Annotated in this window: 21 protein-coding genes; 11 read left to right on the forward strand and 10 right to left on the reverse strand. The window is 71.0% G+C overall.

Annotation, left to right across the window (positions count from 1 at the left end):
- Position 1: 1 nt before the first annotated feature.
- Positions 2–1138, forward strand: a complete 1137-nt coding sequence (locus F9C11_RS32345; RefSeq protein WP_409187021.1) for an 8-amino-7-oxononanoate synthase — start codon at positions 2–4, stop codon at positions 1136–1138.
- 18 nt (positions 1139–1156) lie between these two features.
- Here the strand turns inward: F9C11_RS32345 and F9C11_RS32350 are convergent, their stop codons facing one another.
- Positions 1157–1630: a DoxX family protein gene (locus F9C11_RS32350; RefSeq protein WP_409181146.1), complete on the reverse strand. Its 474-nt coding sequence runs from the start codon at positions 1628–1630 to the stop codon at positions 1157–1159.
- Positions 1631–1791: 161 nt separating this feature from the next.
- On the opposite strand from F9C11_RS32350, the gene F9C11_RS32355 reads away from it, so the two are divergent.
- The 3 genes from F9C11_RS32355 (at position 1792) to F9C11_RS32365 (ending at position 4020) form a co-directional block, all read left to right on the forward strand.
- Positions 1792–2262 (forward strand): hypothetical protein, encoded by a 471-nt coding sequence (locus F9C11_RS32355; RefSeq protein ID WP_409181147.1) that lies wholly within the window; start codon positions 1792–1794, stop codon positions 2260–2262.
- Positions 2263–2405: 143 nt separating this feature from the next.
- Positions 2406–3608 carry an NAD(P)/FAD-dependent oxidoreductase gene (locus tag F9C11_RS32360; RefSeq protein ID WP_409181148.1) on the forward strand — a complete coding sequence of 401 codons (1203 nt, stop codon included), beginning with the start codon at positions 2406–2408 and terminating at the stop codon, positions 3606–3608.
- A gap of 52 nt (positions 3609–3660) precedes the next feature.
- Positions 3661–4020: a hypothetical protein gene (locus tag F9C11_RS32365; RefSeq protein WP_409181149.1), complete on the forward strand. Its 360-nt coding sequence runs from the start codon at positions 3661–3663 to the stop codon at positions 4018–4020.
- Here the strand turns inward: F9C11_RS32365 and F9C11_RS32370 are convergent.
- Complete coding sequence (locus F9C11_RS32370) at positions 4017–4571, reverse strand: TetR/AcrR family transcriptional regulator (protein WP_409181150.1); 555 nt, start codon at positions 4569–4571, stop codon at positions 4017–4019. The two genes, F9C11_RS32365 and F9C11_RS32370, sit on opposite strands and share 4 nt — an antisense overlap.
- A 65-nt stretch (positions 4572–4636) precedes the next feature.
- On the opposite strand from F9C11_RS32370, the gene F9C11_RS32375 reads away from it, so the two are divergent.
- The gene (locus tag F9C11_RS32375; RefSeq protein WP_409181151.1) at positions 4637–5095 is read left to right on the forward strand and encodes a cupin domain-containing protein; all 459 of its coding nucleotides are present in this window, start codon (positions 4637–4639) and stop codon (positions 5093–5095) included.
- Positions 5096–5107: 12 nt separating this feature from the next.
- Here F9C11_RS32375 and F9C11_RS32380 read toward each other — a convergent pair whose 3' ends face one another.
- The 4 genes from F9C11_RS32380 to F9C11_RS32395 form a co-directional block, all read right to left on the reverse strand.
- Entirely contained in the window at positions 5108–5854 is a 747-nt protein-coding gene (locus tag F9C11_RS32380; RefSeq protein WP_409181152.1) for a hypothetical protein, read from the reverse strand.
- Positions 5855–5935: 81 nt separating this feature from the next.
- Entirely contained in the window at positions 5936–6169 is a 234-nt protein-coding gene (locus F9C11_RS32385) for a hypothetical protein (RefSeq protein ID WP_409181153.1), read from the reverse strand.
- 16 nt (positions 6170–6185) lie between these two features.
- Positions 6186–7799, reverse strand: coding sequence for a hypothetical protein (locus F9C11_RS32390; RefSeq protein ID WP_409181154.1), 1614 nt, complete (start codon positions 7797–7799; stop codon positions 6186–6188).
- Positions 7792–8046 carry a hypothetical protein gene (locus F9C11_RS32395; RefSeq protein ID WP_409181155.1) on the reverse strand — a complete coding sequence of 85 codons (255 nt, stop codon included), beginning with the start codon at positions 8044–8046 and terminating at the stop codon, positions 7792–7794. The genes F9C11_RS32390 and F9C11_RS32395 overlap by 8 nt, the downstream gene beginning before the upstream one ends.
- A gap of 401 nt (positions 8047–8447) precedes the next feature.
- Between F9C11_RS32395 and F9C11_RS32400 the strand changes: the two genes are divergently transcribed.
- On the forward strand, positions 8448–8981 hold the full coding sequence (locus F9C11_RS32400) for a hypothetical protein (protein ID WP_409181156.1): 534 nt from the start codon (positions 8448–8450) through the stop codon (positions 8979–8981).
- Between the two features lie 170 nt (positions 8982–9151).
- Here F9C11_RS32400 and F9C11_RS32405 read toward each other — a convergent pair whose 3' ends face one another.
- On the reverse strand, positions 9152–9367 hold the full coding sequence (locus tag F9C11_RS32405) for a hypothetical protein (RefSeq protein WP_409181157.1): 216 nt from the start codon (positions 9365–9367) through the stop codon (positions 9152–9154).
- Positions 9368–9557: 190 nt separating this feature from the next.
- Here F9C11_RS32405 and F9C11_RS32410 point away from each other — a divergent pair, with 190 nt between their 5' ends.
- Positions 9558–10697: an SDR family oxidoreductase gene (locus tag F9C11_RS32410; protein WP_409181158.1), complete on the forward strand. Its 1140-nt coding sequence runs from the start codon at positions 9558–9560 to the stop codon at positions 10695–10697.
- Positions 10694–11323, forward strand: coding sequence for a phosphoribosyltransferase (locus tag F9C11_RS32415; protein WP_409181159.1), 630 nt, complete (start codon positions 10694–10696; stop codon positions 11321–11323). Before F9C11_RS32410 ends, F9C11_RS32415 begins: the two co-directional genes overlap by 4 nt.
- A 179-nt stretch (positions 11324–11502) precedes the next feature.
- Here F9C11_RS32415 and F9C11_RS32420 read toward each other — a convergent pair whose 3' ends face one another.
- Positions 11503–12498, reverse strand: a complete 996-nt coding sequence (locus F9C11_RS32420; RefSeq protein WP_409181160.1) for an anion permease — start codon at positions 12496–12498, stop codon at positions 11503–11505.
- The gene (locus F9C11_RS32425) at positions 12499–13113 is read right to left on the reverse strand and encodes a DUF47 domain-containing protein (protein ID WP_409181161.1); all 615 of its coding nucleotides are present in this window, start codon (positions 13111–13113) and stop codon (positions 12499–12501) included.
- Positions 13114–13214: 101 nt separating this feature from the next.
- Here F9C11_RS32425 and F9C11_RS32430 point away from each other — a divergent pair, with 101 nt between their 5' ends.
- On the forward strand, positions 13215–14135 hold the full coding sequence (locus tag F9C11_RS32430) for a Ku protein (protein ID WP_409181162.1): 921 nt from the start codon (positions 13215–13217) through the stop codon (positions 14133–14135).
- Between the two features lie 6 nt (positions 14136–14141).
- Here the strand turns inward: F9C11_RS32430 and F9C11_RS32435 are convergent, their stop codons facing one another.
- Positions 14142–16094, reverse strand: a complete 1953-nt coding sequence (locus F9C11_RS32435; protein WP_409181163.1) for an aconitate hydratase — start codon at positions 16092–16094, stop codon at positions 14142–14144.
- Positions 16095–16192: 98 nt separating this feature from the next.
- Between F9C11_RS32435 and F9C11_RS32440 the strand changes: the two genes are divergently transcribed.
- Complete coding sequence (locus F9C11_RS32440) at positions 16193–16528, forward strand: plasmid stabilization protein (protein ID WP_409181164.1); 336 nt, start codon at positions 16193–16195, stop codon at positions 16526–16528.
- Between the two features lie 10 nt (positions 16529–16538).
- On the forward strand, positions 16539–18350 hold the full coding sequence (locus tag F9C11_RS32445; protein ID WP_409181165.1) for a glycoside hydrolase family 15 protein: 1812 nt from the start codon (positions 16539–16541) through the stop codon (positions 18348–18350).
- Positions 18351–18359: the final 9 nt, after the last annotated feature.

The raw sequence follows: 18359 nt of genomic DNA on the forward strand, positions 1-18359 counted from the left end.
CATGGTGTCGATGCACGACTGGCTCACCGCCGCGGGACGGGACCGGCACGTCGCCGGTCTCGTCCGGCGGACCGACGACCGGAGGCATCCGCGGGCGTCCACATTGGACCTCGCGTCCAACGATTACCTGAGCCTCAGCACCGATCCGCGACTGCGCGCCGCCGCTGTCCAGGCCGTCGAAAAGTACGGTGCGGGCGCGGGCGCGTCGCGAGTCGTCACCGGCACCACGCCGTGCCACACCGAACTGGAACGCGAACTGGCCAGCCTCACCGGGCAACCGGCCGCGCTCGCGTTTTCCAGCGGCTACACGGCGAACATCGGCGTGATCACCGCGCTCGGTTCGCCGGACACGCTGCTGATCACCGACGCGCACATCCACGCGTCGCTGATCGACGGCGCGCGGCTGTCCCGCTCCCCCGTCGCGATCTGCCCGCACGGCGACCTGGACGCCCTCGCGCACTTGCTGCGCGACCGGTCGCAGGAGCGGGCGATCGTGGCGGTCGAGTCGATTTATTCGGTGCTCGGCGACGCCACGGATCTTGTGCGCACCGCGGCATTGTGCGCGAAGTACGACGCTTTCCTGGTGGTCGACGAAGCACACGGCATCGGCGTCGCGGGCAACGGCCGGGGTGCGGTGCACGCGGCCGGTCTCGCGGGCGCGCCGCACGTCGCGGTGACGGCCACGCTGTCGAAGGCGTTGGGTGCGCAAGGCGGCGCGGTGCTCGGATCGCCGCTGCTGCGCGAACATCTGGTCAACACCGCGCGCACCTTCATCTTCGACACCGGCCTCGCCCCCGCCGCGGCCGCGAGCGCGGCGGAAGCGTGCCGGATCATCGCCGCCGAACCTTCGCGAGTCGAAGACTTGCACCGCGCTGCCGTCGCGATCGCCGACGCCGCAAGGGTTTCGCGCGCGCCCGGCGCGGTGCAGTCGATTCCCGCCGACTCTCCGGAACAAGCCGTCGAGGCCGCGAACCTGCTGTACGAAAGGGACATCGTCGTCGGCTGCTTCCGGCCGCCGAGCGTCCCGGACGGCGTTTCCCGGCTCCGGCTGGTCGCCCGCGCCGGAGTCGACCTCGGTCGCGCCCGGGACGCCGCGCGGCTGGCCGCCCAGTGGTCGCGGGCGGCGAGCATCGTCTGATCGCGGACGCCGGCCCGGCTACTCGGGATTGGCCTGAACCGCGCCCAGCACCCCACGCGATTCGGCTTCCGCGCCGGGCGCGTCGCCGGACCGCTTCCGGAACAACCCGTCGAGCGCGAGCGCGCCCGGGCCGGTGAACACCAGCAGCAAGAAGGCCCAGCAGAACATCGCTGCGGGCTCGCCCTTGTTCTGCAGCGGCAGCAAGCCGTCCGGCTGGTGGACGACGAAGTAGGCGTACGCCATCGAGCCGGACGCGAGCAGCGCCGCGATCCGGGTGCCGAGGCCAAAGGCGACCAGGAGGCCGCCGACGAGCTGGATCACCGCGGCGTACCAGGACGGCCACATGCCGAAGGCGACGGTGCCGCCCTTCGGCCCGCCGCCGAAAACGCCGAACAGCGCCGCCGCGCCGTGGGCCGCGAACAGCAGCCCGACGACGATCCGGAACAAGGCGAGCACGAAAGGGACGGCCCGGTCGAGCGCACGCTCTGGCATGGGTCCTCCTCGGAGAGTGACTTAGGTAAGGCTCGCCATACCGTACGTGCCGGGGTCCCTCCCGTCCAGATGCTGTGACCCTCGACAAAGCCGGCTGAACCGTTCCGGTCCGGGCCGCGTGTCCGGGGAAGGGCGCCACCCACGCACGGTTGGAGGCTGGGATGACTGTCGAAACTCCGGCGAACCCGGGAACCTTCGGACTGCTGGCCGCACTGGCCGCGGCGGGATTGTTCGCCGCGGCCTGCGGCGGCGGGAGCACGGCCGCCCCGCCCGCCGCGCCAACGCATTTGACCGACACCAAGGGCGACACGATCTACCTGTTCGCCGCGGACCACGACGGCCAGTCGGCCTGCACCGGAAGCTGCGCGAGCTACTGGCCCCCGGTCGCGGCGGGCACGCCGCTCGCCGGCCCGGCCCCGGGCAGCGTCGGCGCGATCACGCGGCCGGACGGGTCCCGGCAGGAAACGCTCGGCGGGCACCCGCTGTACCGGTATATCGGCGACAAGTCCCCCGGGCAGACCAACGGCCAGGGCCTGAATCTCAACGGCGGGCTGTGGTGGACGGTCACGCCCGGCGGTGCCGCGATCACGACTTCCGCGCCGGCGAGCGGATCCGGCGGAGGCGGCTACTGAGCAGCGAAGTAACACCCTTCCGGGTAGGCGCTGCCCCCAAGGGGTGCCTCTGATCAGGGGACCTTGACCGGGCGGCCGAATAAGACCAAACTTCGCTAGTGATATAAGTACTCCCGTCGTCCCCGCATCGAAGGAGTTCGCCAGTGACCTCGCCGTTCGTCATCATCGGAGCCGGGCTGGCCGGAGCCAAGGCCGCGGAAGCGTTGCGCGACAAGGGTTTCGACGGGAAGATCACCATCGTCGGCGACGAGCGGCACCTGCCCTACGAGCGTCCGCCGCTGTCGAAGGACTACCTCGCGGGCAACGCGGAGGCCGAGAGCTTCCAGGTGCACGACGCCGCGTGGTACGCCGAGAAGAACATCGAGCTGCGCCAGGGCGTCAAGGCGACGGCGATCGCGCGGGACGAGAAGCAGGTGACGCTCGACGACGGCACCAGCCTCGGCTACGACAAGCTCCTGCTGGCCACCGGCGCGAGCCCGCGCGAACTGCCGGACACCGCGGGAATCCACTACCTGCGCCGGATCGAGGACGCCGACCGGCTCAAGGAGCTGTTCGGCACCGCGGCGAAGCTGGTGGTCATCGGAGGCGGCTGGATCGGCCTCGAAGCGACCGCCGCCGCGCGCCAGGCCGGGGTCGAGGTCACCGTGGTCGAGGCGCTCGACCTGCCGCTGCTCACCGCGCTCGGCCCGGAGGTCGCCCCGGTGTTCGCCGACCTGCACCGCGCGCACGGCGTCGACCTGCGGCTCGGCGTCCAGGTCGAGCACATCAGCAACGGCGGTCAGGGCAAGCGGATCCGCCTCGGCGACGGCAGCGTCCTGGAGGCGGACGCGGTCCTGGCCGGGATCGGCGCGAAGCCGAACGTCGAGCTGGCCGAGGCGGCCGGCCTCCGCGTCGACAACGGCGTGGTGACCGACGCGAGCCTGCGCACGAGCGACCCGGACATCTTCGCCGCCGGCGACGTGGCGAACGCCTACCACCCGTTCCTCGGCAAGCACCTGCGCGTCGAGCACTGGGCGAACGCGCTCAACCAGCCCGCGGTGGCGGCGGCCGGGATGCTCGGCAAGGAGGAGTCGTACGACGAGCTTCCGTACTTCTTCACCGACCAGTACGACCTCGGCATGGAGTACCTGGGCGCCATCGAGGGCCACGACCGCGTGGTGTTCCGCGGCGACGTGCCCGGGCGCGAGTTCATCGCCTTCTGGCTCAAGGAAAACCGCGTGCTGGCCGGGATGAACGTCAACGTCTGGGACGTCACGGACCCGATCAAGGCGCTCATCCGCTCCGGCACGACGGTGGACCCGGAGCGGCTGGCCGACCCCGGGGTCGCGCTGGAGGACCTCGCCTGATCCCGCGGGCCGTTCCGGACCGTGCCCCGGAACGGCCCGCTAGGCTTTCGCCGTGGCGACCGAAATCCTCTCCGCAGGCTGGGACTCATCGTTCTACGTCTTCCGGACGTCGGCGTTCGACGCGAAGTTCCTCGTCGGCGGCGGCGAAGACCCCGACGAGGTGGACAACGTCGACGTCGAGGTCCATTGCCCCGACGGGTCCCGGTGGAGCGCGACGATGGTCACCCTCGACGAGGCGGACCGGATCATGCGCCGCTGGGAAAGCACCGGCGAGTGCGCCGGCGGCAGCTATTTCGCGGTGCCGGACGGGCTGATCGTCCGCGAACCCGGCGTGCGGAACATGGCCGCCGTGCTGATCGCGATGCACGACAGCGGCGAACTCAAGTCTCGTTTGCTGCGCTTGGCCGACTAGTCCCGGGGCCGCAAGCCCTCCAGCGCCAGTTCCAGGAACCGCCGCCAGTCCCCGCTCCCCGTGCGGACCACCGACGACAGGCAGCCGACCAGCAGATACACGTCGCCGACCGTGCAATCCGCGCGGAGCACCCCCGCCGCCTGGTCCGCCTCGATCGCCTGCGCCACCACGGTTTCCAGCTCCTCGCGCGCTTGCCCCCGCGGTTCGCTCCCCGCCGACCCGCGCGCCGCCTCGATCGCGGACGACAGCGCCCGGTCCCCGGACAGCACCTCGCCGACGTGCCGCAGATAGCGTTTGACGCCGGATTTCCCGTCGAGGCACCGCTTGCGCGCGTACTCCGCGATCTCGGCGAACCGCTGCTCCGCCACCGCTTCCACGAGCGCCCGCCGGTCCGGGAAATTGCGATACACCGTCCCGACGCCCACCCCGGCGACCCGCGCGATCTCCGGCAGCTGGACGTCTTCCTGCCCGGCGAGCAGCGTGCGGGCCGCCTCGAGCACCCGCGCCCGGTTGCGTTCCGCGTCCGCCCTCGGCCTGCGCTCCGTTGACAACCGACGTCCTCCTCGGGTTAATCTGGAAACGGACTCCGCTTCCACTATGTCTGCGAGGATACCCCATGCCGAAGGACCGTTTCCTGCTCCTCCAGCCCGGCGAGGCGCGCCCGGGCCGGGTGCCGCTGCCTCCCGCGTTCGCGGTGAAGGCGATGACCGGCGACACCGAGACCCGGTTCTCCCTGCTGGAGGTGACGCTGGCGCGCGACATCCCGCGCCACGTCCACCACGAGGCCGACGAGTGCGTCTACGTCCTGGAGGGCGAACTGGGCATCGACTTCGCGGACGAGACTCATGTCGCGACGAAGGGGATGTTCGCGCTGCTGCCGCGCGGGGTCCCGCACGCGCTGCGGGCGGTGTCGGATCCCCCGCCGCGGCTGCTGCAGATCTCCTCGCCGGGCGGCTGGGAGCACTATCTGGAGGACCTGTTCGAGGCCGGACCGGCGGTGCTGACGGACGGCGCACTGGACCCGGCGAAGATCAATCCGGTAGCGGCCCGGTACTCGATCACATATGAGGAGTGACGCTGCGCGGGCTCAGCGCTGCAGCACCGGCCAGACCGCCGCCGGATGGCAGTGTTCCGGGCACGCGAGCAAGTACAGTGCGTTGCCGAGAAACAGCACGTAGGCGTCGGAATAGGAGCTGTCCGGCTGTTCAGGCTGACCGGGGCGGCTCTCGAACCCGACGTCCTCCGGCAGCCCGCACAAGAACAGCATCTCGGCTCCGCACCCGCAGCGGTGGCTTTCCGGATCCTGTTGCCAGTGGGGCAGACCGCCCACCTTGAACTCGCTCCGGCCGACGCTCACTCCGGTTTCGCCTGAGGGTCCGGCCCGCCACCGGGTCTCCGTCTCGCACTCCGGACGGAGCACCAGTTCCGAGCCGGGGAGATGCGGTTCCTCCTCGGCCGGAACGGTCGGATCCCGATGCAGCATGATCCGCCAGAACGCGCCAGGATGGCCCCAAATCCGCGGTTTTTCCCAGTATCGCCGCGGAAACTGCTCCGACTTTTCCCGCAGACAGGCCGCGTCGTTGTGCACCGGGCACTGGAACACGAGCAGGTGGTCGCCGCCGAAGCGCGGGATGTCCGGCGGGACGTCCAGCTGGAAGAAGAGCACCATCCACGCGCCGCAGTAGCATTCCGGCCAGTCCTCGCCTTCGGGCAGGATCGGCCGCCCGCCGAAGGTGTTCCGGGAACCAGGGCTCGCCGGGACGTGCGAGTCTTCCACCAAATACCTCGGAACGTCCGGGCGGCGGACCGCGGCCGACGGTGCGAAGGAAGTCACCGGGCCAGCCTAGAGCGGCGCGCGAGATTCCTCGCTGAAACCCGGAAAAGCGGGCACCGGAGCCGGTGCCCGCCCCGCCGCTTACGCCGTCCGCAACCGCCGCCACTCCCACGCGGCCAGCCCCGCGAACAGCACCGTCGCCACGCAAGCGACCGCGGTCAGCAGCCATTCGGCTTCCCCGCCTCCGCCGTCCGGAGACGCGCCGGTCGTGCGCTCGATCCAGTCCGGAACCGTCAGGCTCAGCACCAGCGTGACCGCGCTGAGCGCGGCGAGCACGGCCTCCGCCGCGATCCGGAGCTTGTGCGCAGTGTTCATGAGAACCTCCCTGCTCTCAGTACTTCGCCGCGTTGAGGCGGGTCCGCCAGGTGTTGCCGGCGCCGGCGTATTCGCCGTAGCTCCACACGGTCCGGGAATCCGAGGGGTCCCGGCCGATGCCGAAGTAGTCGCCCCAGCGGCCCCCGGTGTAGGCGCTCTGCCCGGCGATCACCGAGGCGCTGCCCTGCAGCGTGCCCGGCGGGTCGGCGGCGAGGCGGCCGGTCTGGCGGAAGTGCCCGTATTCGTCGGCCGCGGACCGGCCGAACGCCAGGTGGGCGTTGCGCGAGACGTCGGTCTGGATCACCGGGAAGAAGTAGTGCCTGCTCGGTGCGCCGAACGCGCCTTGCTGCGCGATCGAGTGGCTCGGCACGTCGATCTCGTACCACTGCACCACGGACCGCGCCTCGGTGTCGCCCGGCCAGCTGTACGCGGACGTGTGCGTCGTCCACAACCGCTGGGTGCGGCCCGCGGACTGGAAGACCGCGTTGAGCAACCGGGTGTCGTTCGTGGCGATCCGCGTCGCCCCGCCGTCCTTCTGCACCGCGCCGGGCGGCAGGTTGTAGCTGCGGCAGGGCACCGAGGCCGAGGTCAGGCTCGGCGCGCCGCCGGACCACAGGGCCAGCGGGTTCGCCAGCGTCCACAGGGTGAGGCTCGACCCCGACGGGAACAGCGAGTTCACCAGGTAGGCGCGCGGATTCCCGCCCAGGCCCTGGAAATGGCAGCACGGCTGGACGGAGAACGCGTCGCTGCGGTCCGGGTTCTTCAGGCCCCAGAAATCCCACCAGCGGATGGTGTGGGCCGCGCCGGCCCCGCCGCCGTACAGCTCCGCCTTGTTGAAGATCCGCAGTTTCGCGTGGGCGAACCCGCCGCCGAAGGCGAACTGATTGGTGGACACGTAAATCGCCTGGGTGTCGAAGCCCAGCATCGGGTAGTCCGACCAGTTGCCGGTCGCGGTAGAGCCGTTCGCCGTCGCGTCCGTGCTCCAGATCCAGTACGCGCCCGCGGGGTCGGCGGTCTGCGAGACGCCGAGCATGATCCAGGAGCCCTGCGGGTTCGCCCGCCGGGCGGCGATGCAGACGATCCACCGGCCGCTGTAGTGGTCGTAGGCCAGTTTCGGGTCGAAAAGCTGCGCGCCGGCGGGCAGCACCGGGTTGAACAGCGCGGTGAAATTGGCCCACCGGAACTGCTGCAGGCCAGTCTTGTCGTAGCCGACCAGGTCCACGTTGACCGCGGCCAGCACCTGCTTCGGACCGACCGCGACCGTGCAGTCCGGCGGCCGGAACGCGGTCTGCGAAATCCCGTCGAAACTCGCCGACGCCGCCGGGGCCAGGCCCTCGGCGATCTCGTCCTCCGGCGGATTGTCCTCCGCCGGTTCCGCCGCCGCTTCTTCGTCGAGCTGCACGTCGAGCGCGTCCCCGGGCGCGAGCGCCTCCGCGCCGTGCTCCCGCGCGCCGGTCTTCAGCCGGTCGTACTCCTCGACCGGCACCGGGAACCGGTGCGCGAACAACGGAGACCGTTCCGGCGACGGCGGTTCGGCGAGCAGTTCGCCGACCGTCAGATCCGCCATTTCCCGCGACGCGCCGCCCGCCGTTCCGCCGGCCTGGCCCTCGAGCGCCTGTGCCTCAGGCATCACGGTGATCACCCTCTTCCTCCGCGGCCTCGTCGCCGGCCCGTGCCGGGGCGTCGGCCTCCTCCTCCCGATCGCGGTGCCGCTCCGCGGCCGCCTTCAGCCGCTCCAGCTCGGCGGCCGGAACCGGCATCCCGATCGGAATCTCGTACCCCAGTTCCGGTTCGGCGGGCGCGTTTTCGCCCGCCGGACCGCTTTCCGCGCCCTCGCCGCGCCCGGCTCCGGACCTCGGCTCTTCCCGTTCGCCCATCGTCCACCCCCGGGAATTCCGCCCGAAAAGATCGCTTCCGGACGCGTTCACGAAAAAGGTCGCATCCGGGCCGGGAACGGATACCGGCGCACCGCGACTTCAGCCGAACGGCGCAGCGGAAATCGATTCCCGCAGCTTTTTACCGGCTCGCCGAGAAGGCGCATAAAAACCGACTGGAAACGGTTTCGAAGAATCTTTCCTGACGTCCGGGGCACGCCGCCGCAGCCTGCCCTGAACGCCCGAATGCCGACAGATCAAGCAGTTCGAGCCCGCTCGCGCATTTTGTCGCCCGGCAAGTTGAGCACCCGGTTAATTCTTCACGCATTCCTTCGAAGGTAGGTAGTGCGCTCGTCCGGATTCGGCACACCCTGGCGCGACCGTGCTCCAGGGAGGAGATTTCCATGTCCCGACTTGCCCGTTTCGGCGCGCCTGCCGTTTTATTGGCCGGTTCGCTCGTTTTGACCGCGCCCGCCGCGCACGCCGCCGCTGCCCGCCCGCTCGCCGCGAAATGCTCGCAGGCCTATCTGCCGCTGCCCGATCCCGTCTGCACGCCCGGCGCGACCAACCCGGACGTCACCCAGGACACCCTCGACGACACGATCTGCGTCCCCGGCTGGACGGCCACCGTCCGCCCGCCTACGTCCTACACCACCAAGCTCAAGAAGCAGGGCATCATCGATTACGGCTATTCCGACACCTCGCTGAGTTCGTACGAGGAGGACCACTTCCTGCCGCTCGAACTGGGCGGCGCGCCGAAGGACCCGAAGAATCTCTGGCCCGAACCGCACGACGGCGACCAGAACTCCTACCGCAAGGATTCCGTCGAGAACGCGGTCAAGAAGGCGGTCTGCGCGGGGAAGGCCACCCTCGCCGACGCGCAGCACGCCATGCTGACCGACTGGACCACCGCGGAGTCCGTGCTCGGCATCGACTGATGCGCGAACTCCGGCCGCGCCGCGCCGCAAGCCCACGTTCTTCTGGGTCGGCGCTGCGCAGAACACCGTGCTCCTGATGGTCATGCCGCCGCGGTTCCGGCAACCGGGGAGCCTGATTCCGGACCGGCTGCTCCGGAATCAGGCTCTCCGGCCGTGCCCAGGTTTCCCGGTCATCCTTCCGAGGGCCGCGCGAGCATGGCCAGCCGAGGACGGCGCGTCTCCCCCAGCCCGGGTCCGGGCCGGTGCGCGCGGCACACCGTGCACACCACCGCGTGGCTGACCGGCGTCCCGTCCTCCTGGACCAGCCTGCCCACGTGCACCGCCTCGCGCCCGCACTGTCCACAGGGGACGGTCGCGCTTTCCGGGTCTACCAGCAGCCTGCTCATCTCGCGCTCCTTCCGGCGGTCGCTGTCGCCCGCCCGGTTACCCGTGGCCTCGCTGGGCAAACCGGGCGCTCTCGGCGTTCCCGTTTGGCCTGGCCAGGAGCGGGTAAGCCCCGGCGGAGGCACCGCTCAGCGCGGTGTGCGGGGAGTGTCCGCCGAGCCGCCGGACTCCTGGTCCGGGGAAAGGATTTCCATGCCGCCCGTCGTAGTCGTGACCGGGGCCAGCGCCGGGGTGGGCCGGGCCGTCGCCCGTGCTTACGGAGCCCGCGGCGCGAAAGTGGCGTTGCTGGCGCGGGGCGAGAAGGGGCTCGCCGCCGCGGCCGAGGACGTCCACGAAGCCGGGGGCACGCCGCTGGAGCTGCCGACGGACGTGGCCGACTTCGCCCAGGTCGACGCCGCCGCGTCCCGGGCCGAGGAAGAGCTGGGGCCGATCGACGTCTGGGTGAATGTCGCGTTCAGCTCGGTGTTCGCCCGGTTCGCCGACATCCGCCCCGACGAATACCGCCGGGTCACCGAGGTGACGTACCTCGGTTTCGTGCACGGCACGATGGCCGCCCTCGAACGGATGAAACCGCGCGACGCGGGCACGATCGTGCAGGTCGGCTCGGCGCTCGCGTATCGCGGAATTCCGCTGCAGAGCGCGTACTGCGGGGCCAAGCACGCGATTCAGGGCTTCAACGAAGCGCTTCGCTGCGAACTTCTCCACGAGCACAGCGGAATCCGCACGACCATGGTGCAGTTGCCCGCGGTCAACACGCCGCAGTTCAGCTGGCTGCTGTCCCGGCTTCCCGAGCACGCCCAGCCGGTGCCGCCGATTTACCAGCCCGAACTCGCCGCCCGCGCGGTGCTGCACGCCGCCGACCACCCGCGCCGCCGCGAGTACTGGGTCGGCACGAGCACCGCCGCGACGCTGCTGGCCAACGCCGTCGCGCCCGGTCTGCTCGACCGGTACCTCGCCCGCACCGGCTTCGGTGCACAGCAGACCGGGCAGCCCCAGTCGCCGGCCCAGCCCGCGAACCTGTGGGAACCGGCGGACGGCCCGCGCGGTTTCGACTACGGCGCGCACGGGGAATTCGACCAGCAGGCCAAGGCGCACGACGTCCAGCCGGTGCTCAGCCGCCACCACGGCGCGGTGGCGGCCGGGGTGGCCGCGGCTGCTGTCGCCGCCGGGCAATTGCTTCGCCGCACCGGGAAGTCCACAAAGGACACCCGGCCTGCGGCAACCGGTTCGCGCCGGAAACCCGCTCAGCGGAAGAAAACCCGGAAGCCAGCCGCGGGCTTGGCCGCCGCCGGGTTGTTGCTGCGCCGCATCGCGAAGAAGGACCGCCGATGAGACCGTTCCGGAACCGCGCCGACGCGGGCGCCCGGCTGGCCTCCGCACTGGCCTGCCGGGAGTGGGCCGACCCGGTCGTCTTCGGCCTCGCCCGCGGCGGGCTGCCGGTTGCCGCACCCGTCGCGCAGGAACTGGACGCGCCGCTGGAACTGATGGTCGCCCGCAAAATCGGCGCACCCGGACAGCCGGAACTCGGACTCGGCGCCGTCGCGGCGGACGGACCGCCGTTCTTCGACCGCGCCGGACTCCGCGCGCTGGGATTGACGCCCGACGACGTCGCCCCTCAGGTCGACCACGCCCGCTCCGAGGCCCGCGACCAGGTCCGCCGCTACCTGGGCGAGCGCGTTCCCCGCTCCCCTGCAGGCCACGACGTGGTAGTGATCGACGACGGCGTGGCCACCGGCGGAACCGCGATCGCCGCCCTGCGCGCACTCCGGTCACACGCCCCGCTGCGACTGGTCTTCGCCGCTCCGGTCGGTGCGCCGCCCGCGCTGGACAAGCTCACCCGCGAAGCGGACGAAGTGGTCTGCCTGCAGGAACCCGACGAGTTCCGCGCGGTCGGCCAGTTCTACGCGGACTTCAGCCCCACCAGCGACGACGAAGTCCTCGCCCTCGTGCCCAGGTGATCAGCCCAACGACAGAGGCCAGAACAACCACCGCGCCGCGCGCTGGACACGCTCACCCGCGAAGCAGCGGTCTCCCTGACTTCAGCCCCGCCAGCGACAACCCCTCGTCCCCAGGTGAGCAACCCGACAGAGGCCAGCACCACCACCGCACTGCAGACCTGGTCGCCGCCGCCAGGTGATCAGCCGAACGCCGACAAAAGCCAGAACATCAGCGCGGCCACCCCAGCCGCCGCCGGGAACGTCAGTACCCATCCCAGCACGATGTCGCGCGCGATTCCCCAGCGCACCGCCGAAAGCCGCCGGGTGGCGCCCACCCCCATCACGGCCGCGGTGATCACGTGCGTGGTCGAAATCGGGGCCTTCACCGCGAAAGCGGTCAGGTACAGCACCGAAGCCCCGACCGATTCCGCGACGAAGCCGTGCGGCGGGTCGAGCGGGAAGACTCGGCGGCCGAGCGTCCGCATGATCCGCATGCCGCCCGAGCAGGTGCCGAGCGACAGCGCCCCGGCGCACACCAGCGTCACCCACAGGGGCACCGCGAACGTGTCCTGTTTGCCCGCCGCGATCAGGGCCAGGACGAGCACCCCCATGCCCTTCTGCGCGTCCTGCAACCCGTGTCCGAGCGCGAGCGCCGAGGCCGACACGATCTGCATCCGCCGGAACACCCGGCCGCTGCGGTGCGGGTTCGCCCGGCGCAGCAGCCACAGCGCCGCCATCATCGCCCCGTAGCCGAGCACCAGCCCGAGCAGCGGCGACGCGACCATCGGCACCAGCACTTTCTCGACGATGCCCGTCCAGTGCACGGTGCTCGCCGCGGCCAGCGCCGCCCCGACCATGCCGCCGATCAGCGAATGCGACGACGAGGACGGCAGCCCGAAATACCAGGTCACGAGGTTCCACGCGATCGCGCCGACCAGCGCGGCGAGCACCACGGTCAGCGCGCCCGGCCCGGCCGGGACGTCGATGATTCCTTTCGCGACGGTCGCGGCGATCCCGGTCGACAGCAGCGCCCCGGCCAGGTTCATCACCGCGGCCAGCACGAGCGCGGTGCGCAGCGGGAGCGCCCGGGTCGACACCGCGCTGGCGATCGCGTTGGCGGCGTCGTGGAAACCGTTGGTGTAGTCGAAGAAGACCGTCAGCACCACGACGGCGACCAGCGCGGCGGTGCCGTCCACTCAGGACTCCTTGACCGCGATGGTCTGCACCACGTCCGCGACGTGCTCGAACCCGTCGGCGGCCAGTTCGAACTGTTCGACGACTTCCTTCGCCTTGAGCACCTCGAGCGCGTCCGCCCCTGGCTGGAACAGGTCGGCCAGCATCCGCCGGTAGGTGTGGTCGGCCTCGTTCTCCAGCGCGTTGATCTCGATCCAGTACGGCGACAGCTCGCCGACCTTCGCCAGCCCCGGCATGGCTTCCGCGGTCAGCTCCGCGGCCCGGCACAGCACGCGCAGCATCCCCTTGGTGCCCGGCGGGAACGCCTCGAGCCGGTACAGCACCGCGAGGTCGGCGGCAGTGTCCAAAAAGTCCAGGACGTCGTCGATCCGCGCGGCGAGCGCCTGGATGTCCTCGCGGTCGAACGGCGTGACGAACGTGCTGTTCAGCTCGACCATGATGGTGTGCGTCAGGTCGTCGCCGGCGTGTTCGACCTCGTGCAGCCGGGCCGCGATCGCCTCCCGGTCGGGGGGAGCGGCCTCGGTGAGGTCGCGCAGCAGGGCGGTGGCGGTGACGAGGTTCGCGGCCGCGTCCGCGAGCAGCTGGAAGAACTGGCTTCCGCGAGGTTTTATGCGCATCGGAGCAGAAGCTACCCCGAAACCCCCTCGGTTACACCGGCGCGGTGTGCCGGGCGCCCGGATCGGGTACCCGGCGGGCAACGAAGAGGAAGGAGCGGCCGATGCGTCCGGTCTGGCAGGGTTCGCTGTCGTTCGGGCTGGTGAACGTCCCGGTGCGGATGTACAAGGCGGTCGAGGACCACGCCGTGCACTTCACGCAGTTCCAGCGCGGGACCCGCGACCGGATCCGGTACCGGCGGGTCAACGAGCGGACCGGCGACGAGGTGCCCTACTCCGACATCGTCCGCGGCCGGGAGGTCGGCGACGACGAGTACGTGCTGGTCGAGCAGGAGGAACTGGACGAGATCGCGCCGGGCCGGTCGCGCTCGCTCGAGGTGGAGGCCTTCGTGGACCTCGCCGAGGTCGACCCGGTGTACTTCGACCGCGCCTACTGGCTCGCGCCGGCCAAAGAGGAAGGACAGCGGCCGTACGTGCTGCTGCTCGACGCACTGGCCCGCCGCGACAAGGCAGCCGTGGCGAAGTTCGTCTTCCACGGCCGCGAGCACCTCGCGCTCGCCCGCGCCGGCGACGGGGTGATCGTGCTCAACACGCTGCATTACGCCGCCGAGGTGCGCAAGGCGGACGACGTCCCGCAGCTGCCGGCCAAGGCCAAGACCAACCAGAAGGAGCTGGACCTCGCGGTCAAGCTGATCGACGCGATGTCCGAGCCGTGGAAGCCGGAGGAGTTCCACGACACCTACCGGCAGCGCGTGGACGAGCTGATCGAGGCGAAACGGGCCGGGAACACCGTCACGCCCGCCGAGGAGCCGCAGCAGCCGACGAAGGTGGTCGACCTCATGGAGGCGCTGGCCAACAGCGTGCGCAGCAGCCGCAAGCCGCGCGGTTCGGACAGCCGCTCGAAGACCCCGGACCTGTCCGAACTGTCCAAGACGGAACTGCAGAAACTGGCGAAGGAACGCGACGTCAAGGGCCGTTCGAAGATGTCCCGGGCCGACCTGGAGGCCGCGCTGAAGGCTTCCTGACCAGCCTCAGTGCAGCGTCCGCGCCAGCTGCGGAATCCGGCCGCCCGCCAGCAGCACGTCGACTTGGCGCGGCGACAACTGGTGCCTCGCCCGGTATTCCTCGCCCCGCGTCCGGTTCCGCACGAGGAACTCCGCCACCTCGGCCAGCCGGTGCAGCCCGGACACGCACAGCACGTCTTCGCGCTCGATCTTCCCGCTGTCGTCCGGGTCGGCGAATTCCAGCGGCAGCACGCCGAAGTTGACCAGGTTCTGCCAGTGGATCCGGGCGAACGAGCGGGCCAGCACCGCGCGCAGGCCCAGGTACCGGGCGGTGATCGCGGCGTGCTCGCGCGAGGAGCCCTGGCCGTAGTTCTCCCCCGCCACCACGAAATGCACCGGGCTGTCCGCGGCGCGCTTCGGGTAGTCCTCGTCGATCCGGGTGAAGGTGAACTCGGCCAGCTTCGGGATGTTCGAGCGGTACGGCAGCGCGCGGGCGCCGGCGGGCGAGATCTCGTCGGTCGACACGTTGTCCCCGGCCTTCAGCAGGACCGGGCCCTCGATCTCGTCCGGCAGCGGGTCGAAGTCCGGCAGCCCGGCGACGTTCGGGCCCTTCACCAGCTCCTCCCGCAGCGCCTCCTCCTCGGGCGGCGGAGCGGCGAAGACGCGCGGGTCGGCGGCCGAACGGGCCGGAGCGGTCACGCGCGGGTGCGCGAGGTGGTGGGCGGTGGCGTAATCGCGCGGATCGGTCAGGACGCCGGTCAGCGCCGACACCGCGGCGGTCTCCGGCGAGCACAGCCAGACCGCGTCGTCCGCGGTGCCGGACCGGCCGGGGAAGTTGCGCGGGAACGTGCGCAGCGAGTTCGTGCCCGGCGCGGGCGCCTGCCCCATCCCGATGCAGCCGAGGCAGCCCGCCTGATGCACCCGGGCCCCGGCCGCGACCAGGTCGGTGAGGTGCCCGCTGCGGGCCAGTTCGACGAGGATCTGCCGCGACGTCGGGTTGACGTCGAAGCTGACCGAATCGGCCGTCTGCCTGCCCCGGATCGTGGCGGCGGCGACCGCGAAGTCGCGGAACCCGGGGTTGGCCGACGACCCGAGCACGACCTGCCCGACCGGCGTCCCGGACACCTCGCGCACCGGCACCACGTTGCCCGGAGACGACGGCTTCGCCACCAATGGCTCCACAGTGGACAGATCGATCTCGTCCTCGAGGTCGTAGGAAGCGTCGCGTCCGGCGCGCAGGTCGCGGAAGTCGTGTTCGCGGCCCTCCGCCCGCAGGAAGGCGCGGATCGCCTCGTCGGCGGGGAACACCGTGGCGGTCGCGCCCAGCTCGGCGCCCATGTTCGCGATCACGTGCCGGTCCATCGCGCTCAGGCAGGCCAGCCCGGGGCCGTGGTACTCGACGATCCGGTGCCGTCCGCCGCTCACGCCGTGCCGGCGCAGCATCTCCAGCACGACGTCCTTCGCCGACACCCACGACGGCAGCTCGTTCTCCAGCCGGACGCCCCAGATCTCCGGCATCCGCAGGTAGAGCGGCTCCCCGGCGATGGCCAGCGCGACTTCGAGGCCGCCGACGCCGACGGCGAGCATGCCCAGCGCCCCGGCCGCGCAGGTGTGCGAATCGGACCCGGCGAGGCTCTTGCCGGGCACGCCGAAGCGCTCCATGTGCGTCGGATGCGACACCCCGTTGCCCGGTTTGGAGAACCACAGCCCGAACCGGCGGCAGGCCGAGCGCAGATAGGCGTGGTCCTCGGCGTTCTTCTCGTCCGCCTGCAGCAGGTTGTGGTCGACGTACTGCACGCTCAGCTCGGTCCGCGCCCGGTCGAGCCCGAGCGCCTCCAGTTCCTGCATCACGAGCGTGCCCGTGGCGTCCTGGGTCAGCGTCTGGTCGACCCGCAGGCCGATCTCGGTCCCCGGTTCGAGCCGGCCGGCGACCAGGTGCTCGGCCAGCAGCCGCCCGGCGAGAGTCTGTTCGCGTCCCACTCGCGAGCGGGTACCCGTTTCCGGCGCGGCGAACCGCGATGTTTCCGCCTCGCCCGCGCGGGCAACCCGGGGATCAAGAACGGCGGAAGGAGACTGGGATGCCGCAGCAGGCTTGGAGCGCGAAACGCGAACGGCAGTACCAGCACATCGAGGAGTCGCAGGAAGAGCGCGGCGCGAGCAAGAAGCGCGCGAAGGAGATCGCCGCGCGCACGGTGAACAAGAACCGGGCGCAGTCGGGCGAATCGGACCGCGCGAGCAAATCCTCGGTGCGGGACAAATCGCCGCAGCAGCGCGGCGGGCACCGCTCCGGCAAGCGGCTCGGCCCCGGCGGCCCGACGCGCGACCAGCTGTACAACGAGGCCAAGAAGCGCAACATCCACGGCCGGTCCACGATGACGAAGAAGGAACTGGCGAAGGCGCTCGGCCGGGACTGAGTTCCCCGCCATGAACCAGCGCCCGCTCGAGGACTACGCCCTGCTCGGCGATCTGCACACCGCGGCGTTGGTGTCGCGGGAGGGTGCGGTCGAGTGGCTGTGCCTGCCGCGGTTCGACTCCCCCGCGTGCTTCGCCGCGCTCCTGCACGACGAGCGCGCGGGGGTGTGGCAGCTGGGGCCCGCGAGCGGCGGTCCGGCGACGCGCCGGGGCTACGTCGGCGATTCCCTCGTCCTGGCCAGCGAATGGGAGACCGCCGACGGTGCCGTGCGCGTGCTCGATTTCATGCCGCCGCGCGACGGCGCGGCCGATCTCGTCCGGATCGTCGAAGGGCTGCGCGGCCGAGTCCCGATGCGGACCTGCCTGCGGCCCCGGTTCGACTACGGCTCAGTGCGGCCGTGGGTCCGGCACGTCGACGGGCGCTTCGACGCGGTCGCCGGTCCGGACGCGGTTCGGCTGACCACGCCGGTCGCAGTGCCGACGGACGGCTTGGCCGAGTTCACCGTCGCCGAGGGCGAACGGGTGCCGTTCGTGCTGACCTACCACCCCTCCTACCGGGAACGTCCCGATCCGGCCGACGCCGAGAAAGCACTGGCGCACACCGAACGCTTCTGGGCGGACTGGATCGGCCGCTGCCGGTACGACGGCCGGTGGCCCGCCGCGGTGCGCCGCGCGCTGATCACCTTGAAGGCGCTGACCTACGAGCCGACCGGCGGCATTCTCGCCGCGCCGACGACGTCGCTGCCGGAACAACTCGGCGGCGAACGCAACTGGGACTACCGCTATTGCTGGCTGCGCGACGCCACTTTCACGCTGCAAGCGCTCGTCGGCACCGGCTATCCCGACGAGGCGCGCGCGTGGCGCGAATGGCTCGTCCGGGCAGCAGCCGGCGATCCGGCCGAACTCCAGGTCCTGTACGGACTCGACGGTTCCCGCCGGGTTCCGGAGTCCACTTTGGACTGGCTGGACGGGTACGCCGGTTCGGCCCCGGTGCGGATCGGGAACGCCGCCGCGGGCCAGATCCAGCTCGACGTGTGGGGCGAGGCGCTCGACGGCCTGCACCTCGTCCGCGAGGCGGGGCTTCCGGTGACGCATCCGGCGTGGGACCTGCAGCGCGGGCTCCTCGATTTCCTCGAAGGCCACTGGGACCAGCCGGACCGCAGCCTGTGGGAAGTACGCGGCGAACCGCAGCATTTCGTGCATTCCAAGGTGATGGCGTGGGCGGGCATCGACCGCGCCGTCCGCACGGTGGAACGCCATGAACTCGACGGGCCTGTCGACCGCTGGCGGGCGCTGCGCGACCGGATTCACGAGGAAGTGTGCCGCGAGGGTTACGACGCCGAGCGCAATACGTTCACCCAGTTCTACGGTTCGCGCGGCTTGGACGCGGCCTTGCTGCTGATCCCGCGCGTCGGCTTCCTGCCCGGCAGCGACCCCCGCGTGCGCGGAACCGTCGACGCGGTGCGGAAAGAGCTGTCTCACGACGGGTTCGTCCATCGGTACGACCCGGACGCCGACCCCGGGCCTGCCGATTTGCGCGGCAGCGAAGGCGCGTTCCTGCCGTGCAGTTTCTGGCTCGCCGACGCCTTGCACGGCACCGGCCGCACCGAGGAAGCCGTCGAGGTTTTCGAGCGGATGCTGGCGGTCCGCAACGATGTCGGGTTGCTGAGCGAGGAATACGACGTGACCGCCGGACGGCAGCTCGGGAACATGCCGCAGGCCTTCAGCATGGTCGGGCTCGTCAACACCGCGCGCCACCTCGACGGCGCGGAAACCACCACGAACGCGACCGGACCCGAACAGGGCCTGCGCGACGACGTGTAACGCCCCGGA

Origin of the sequence: Amycolatopsis sp. VS8301801F10, from assembly GCF_046195355.1 — a bacterium.
GTDB lineage: Bacteria > Actinomycetota > Actinomycetes > Mycobacteriales > Pseudonocardiaceae > Amycolatopsis.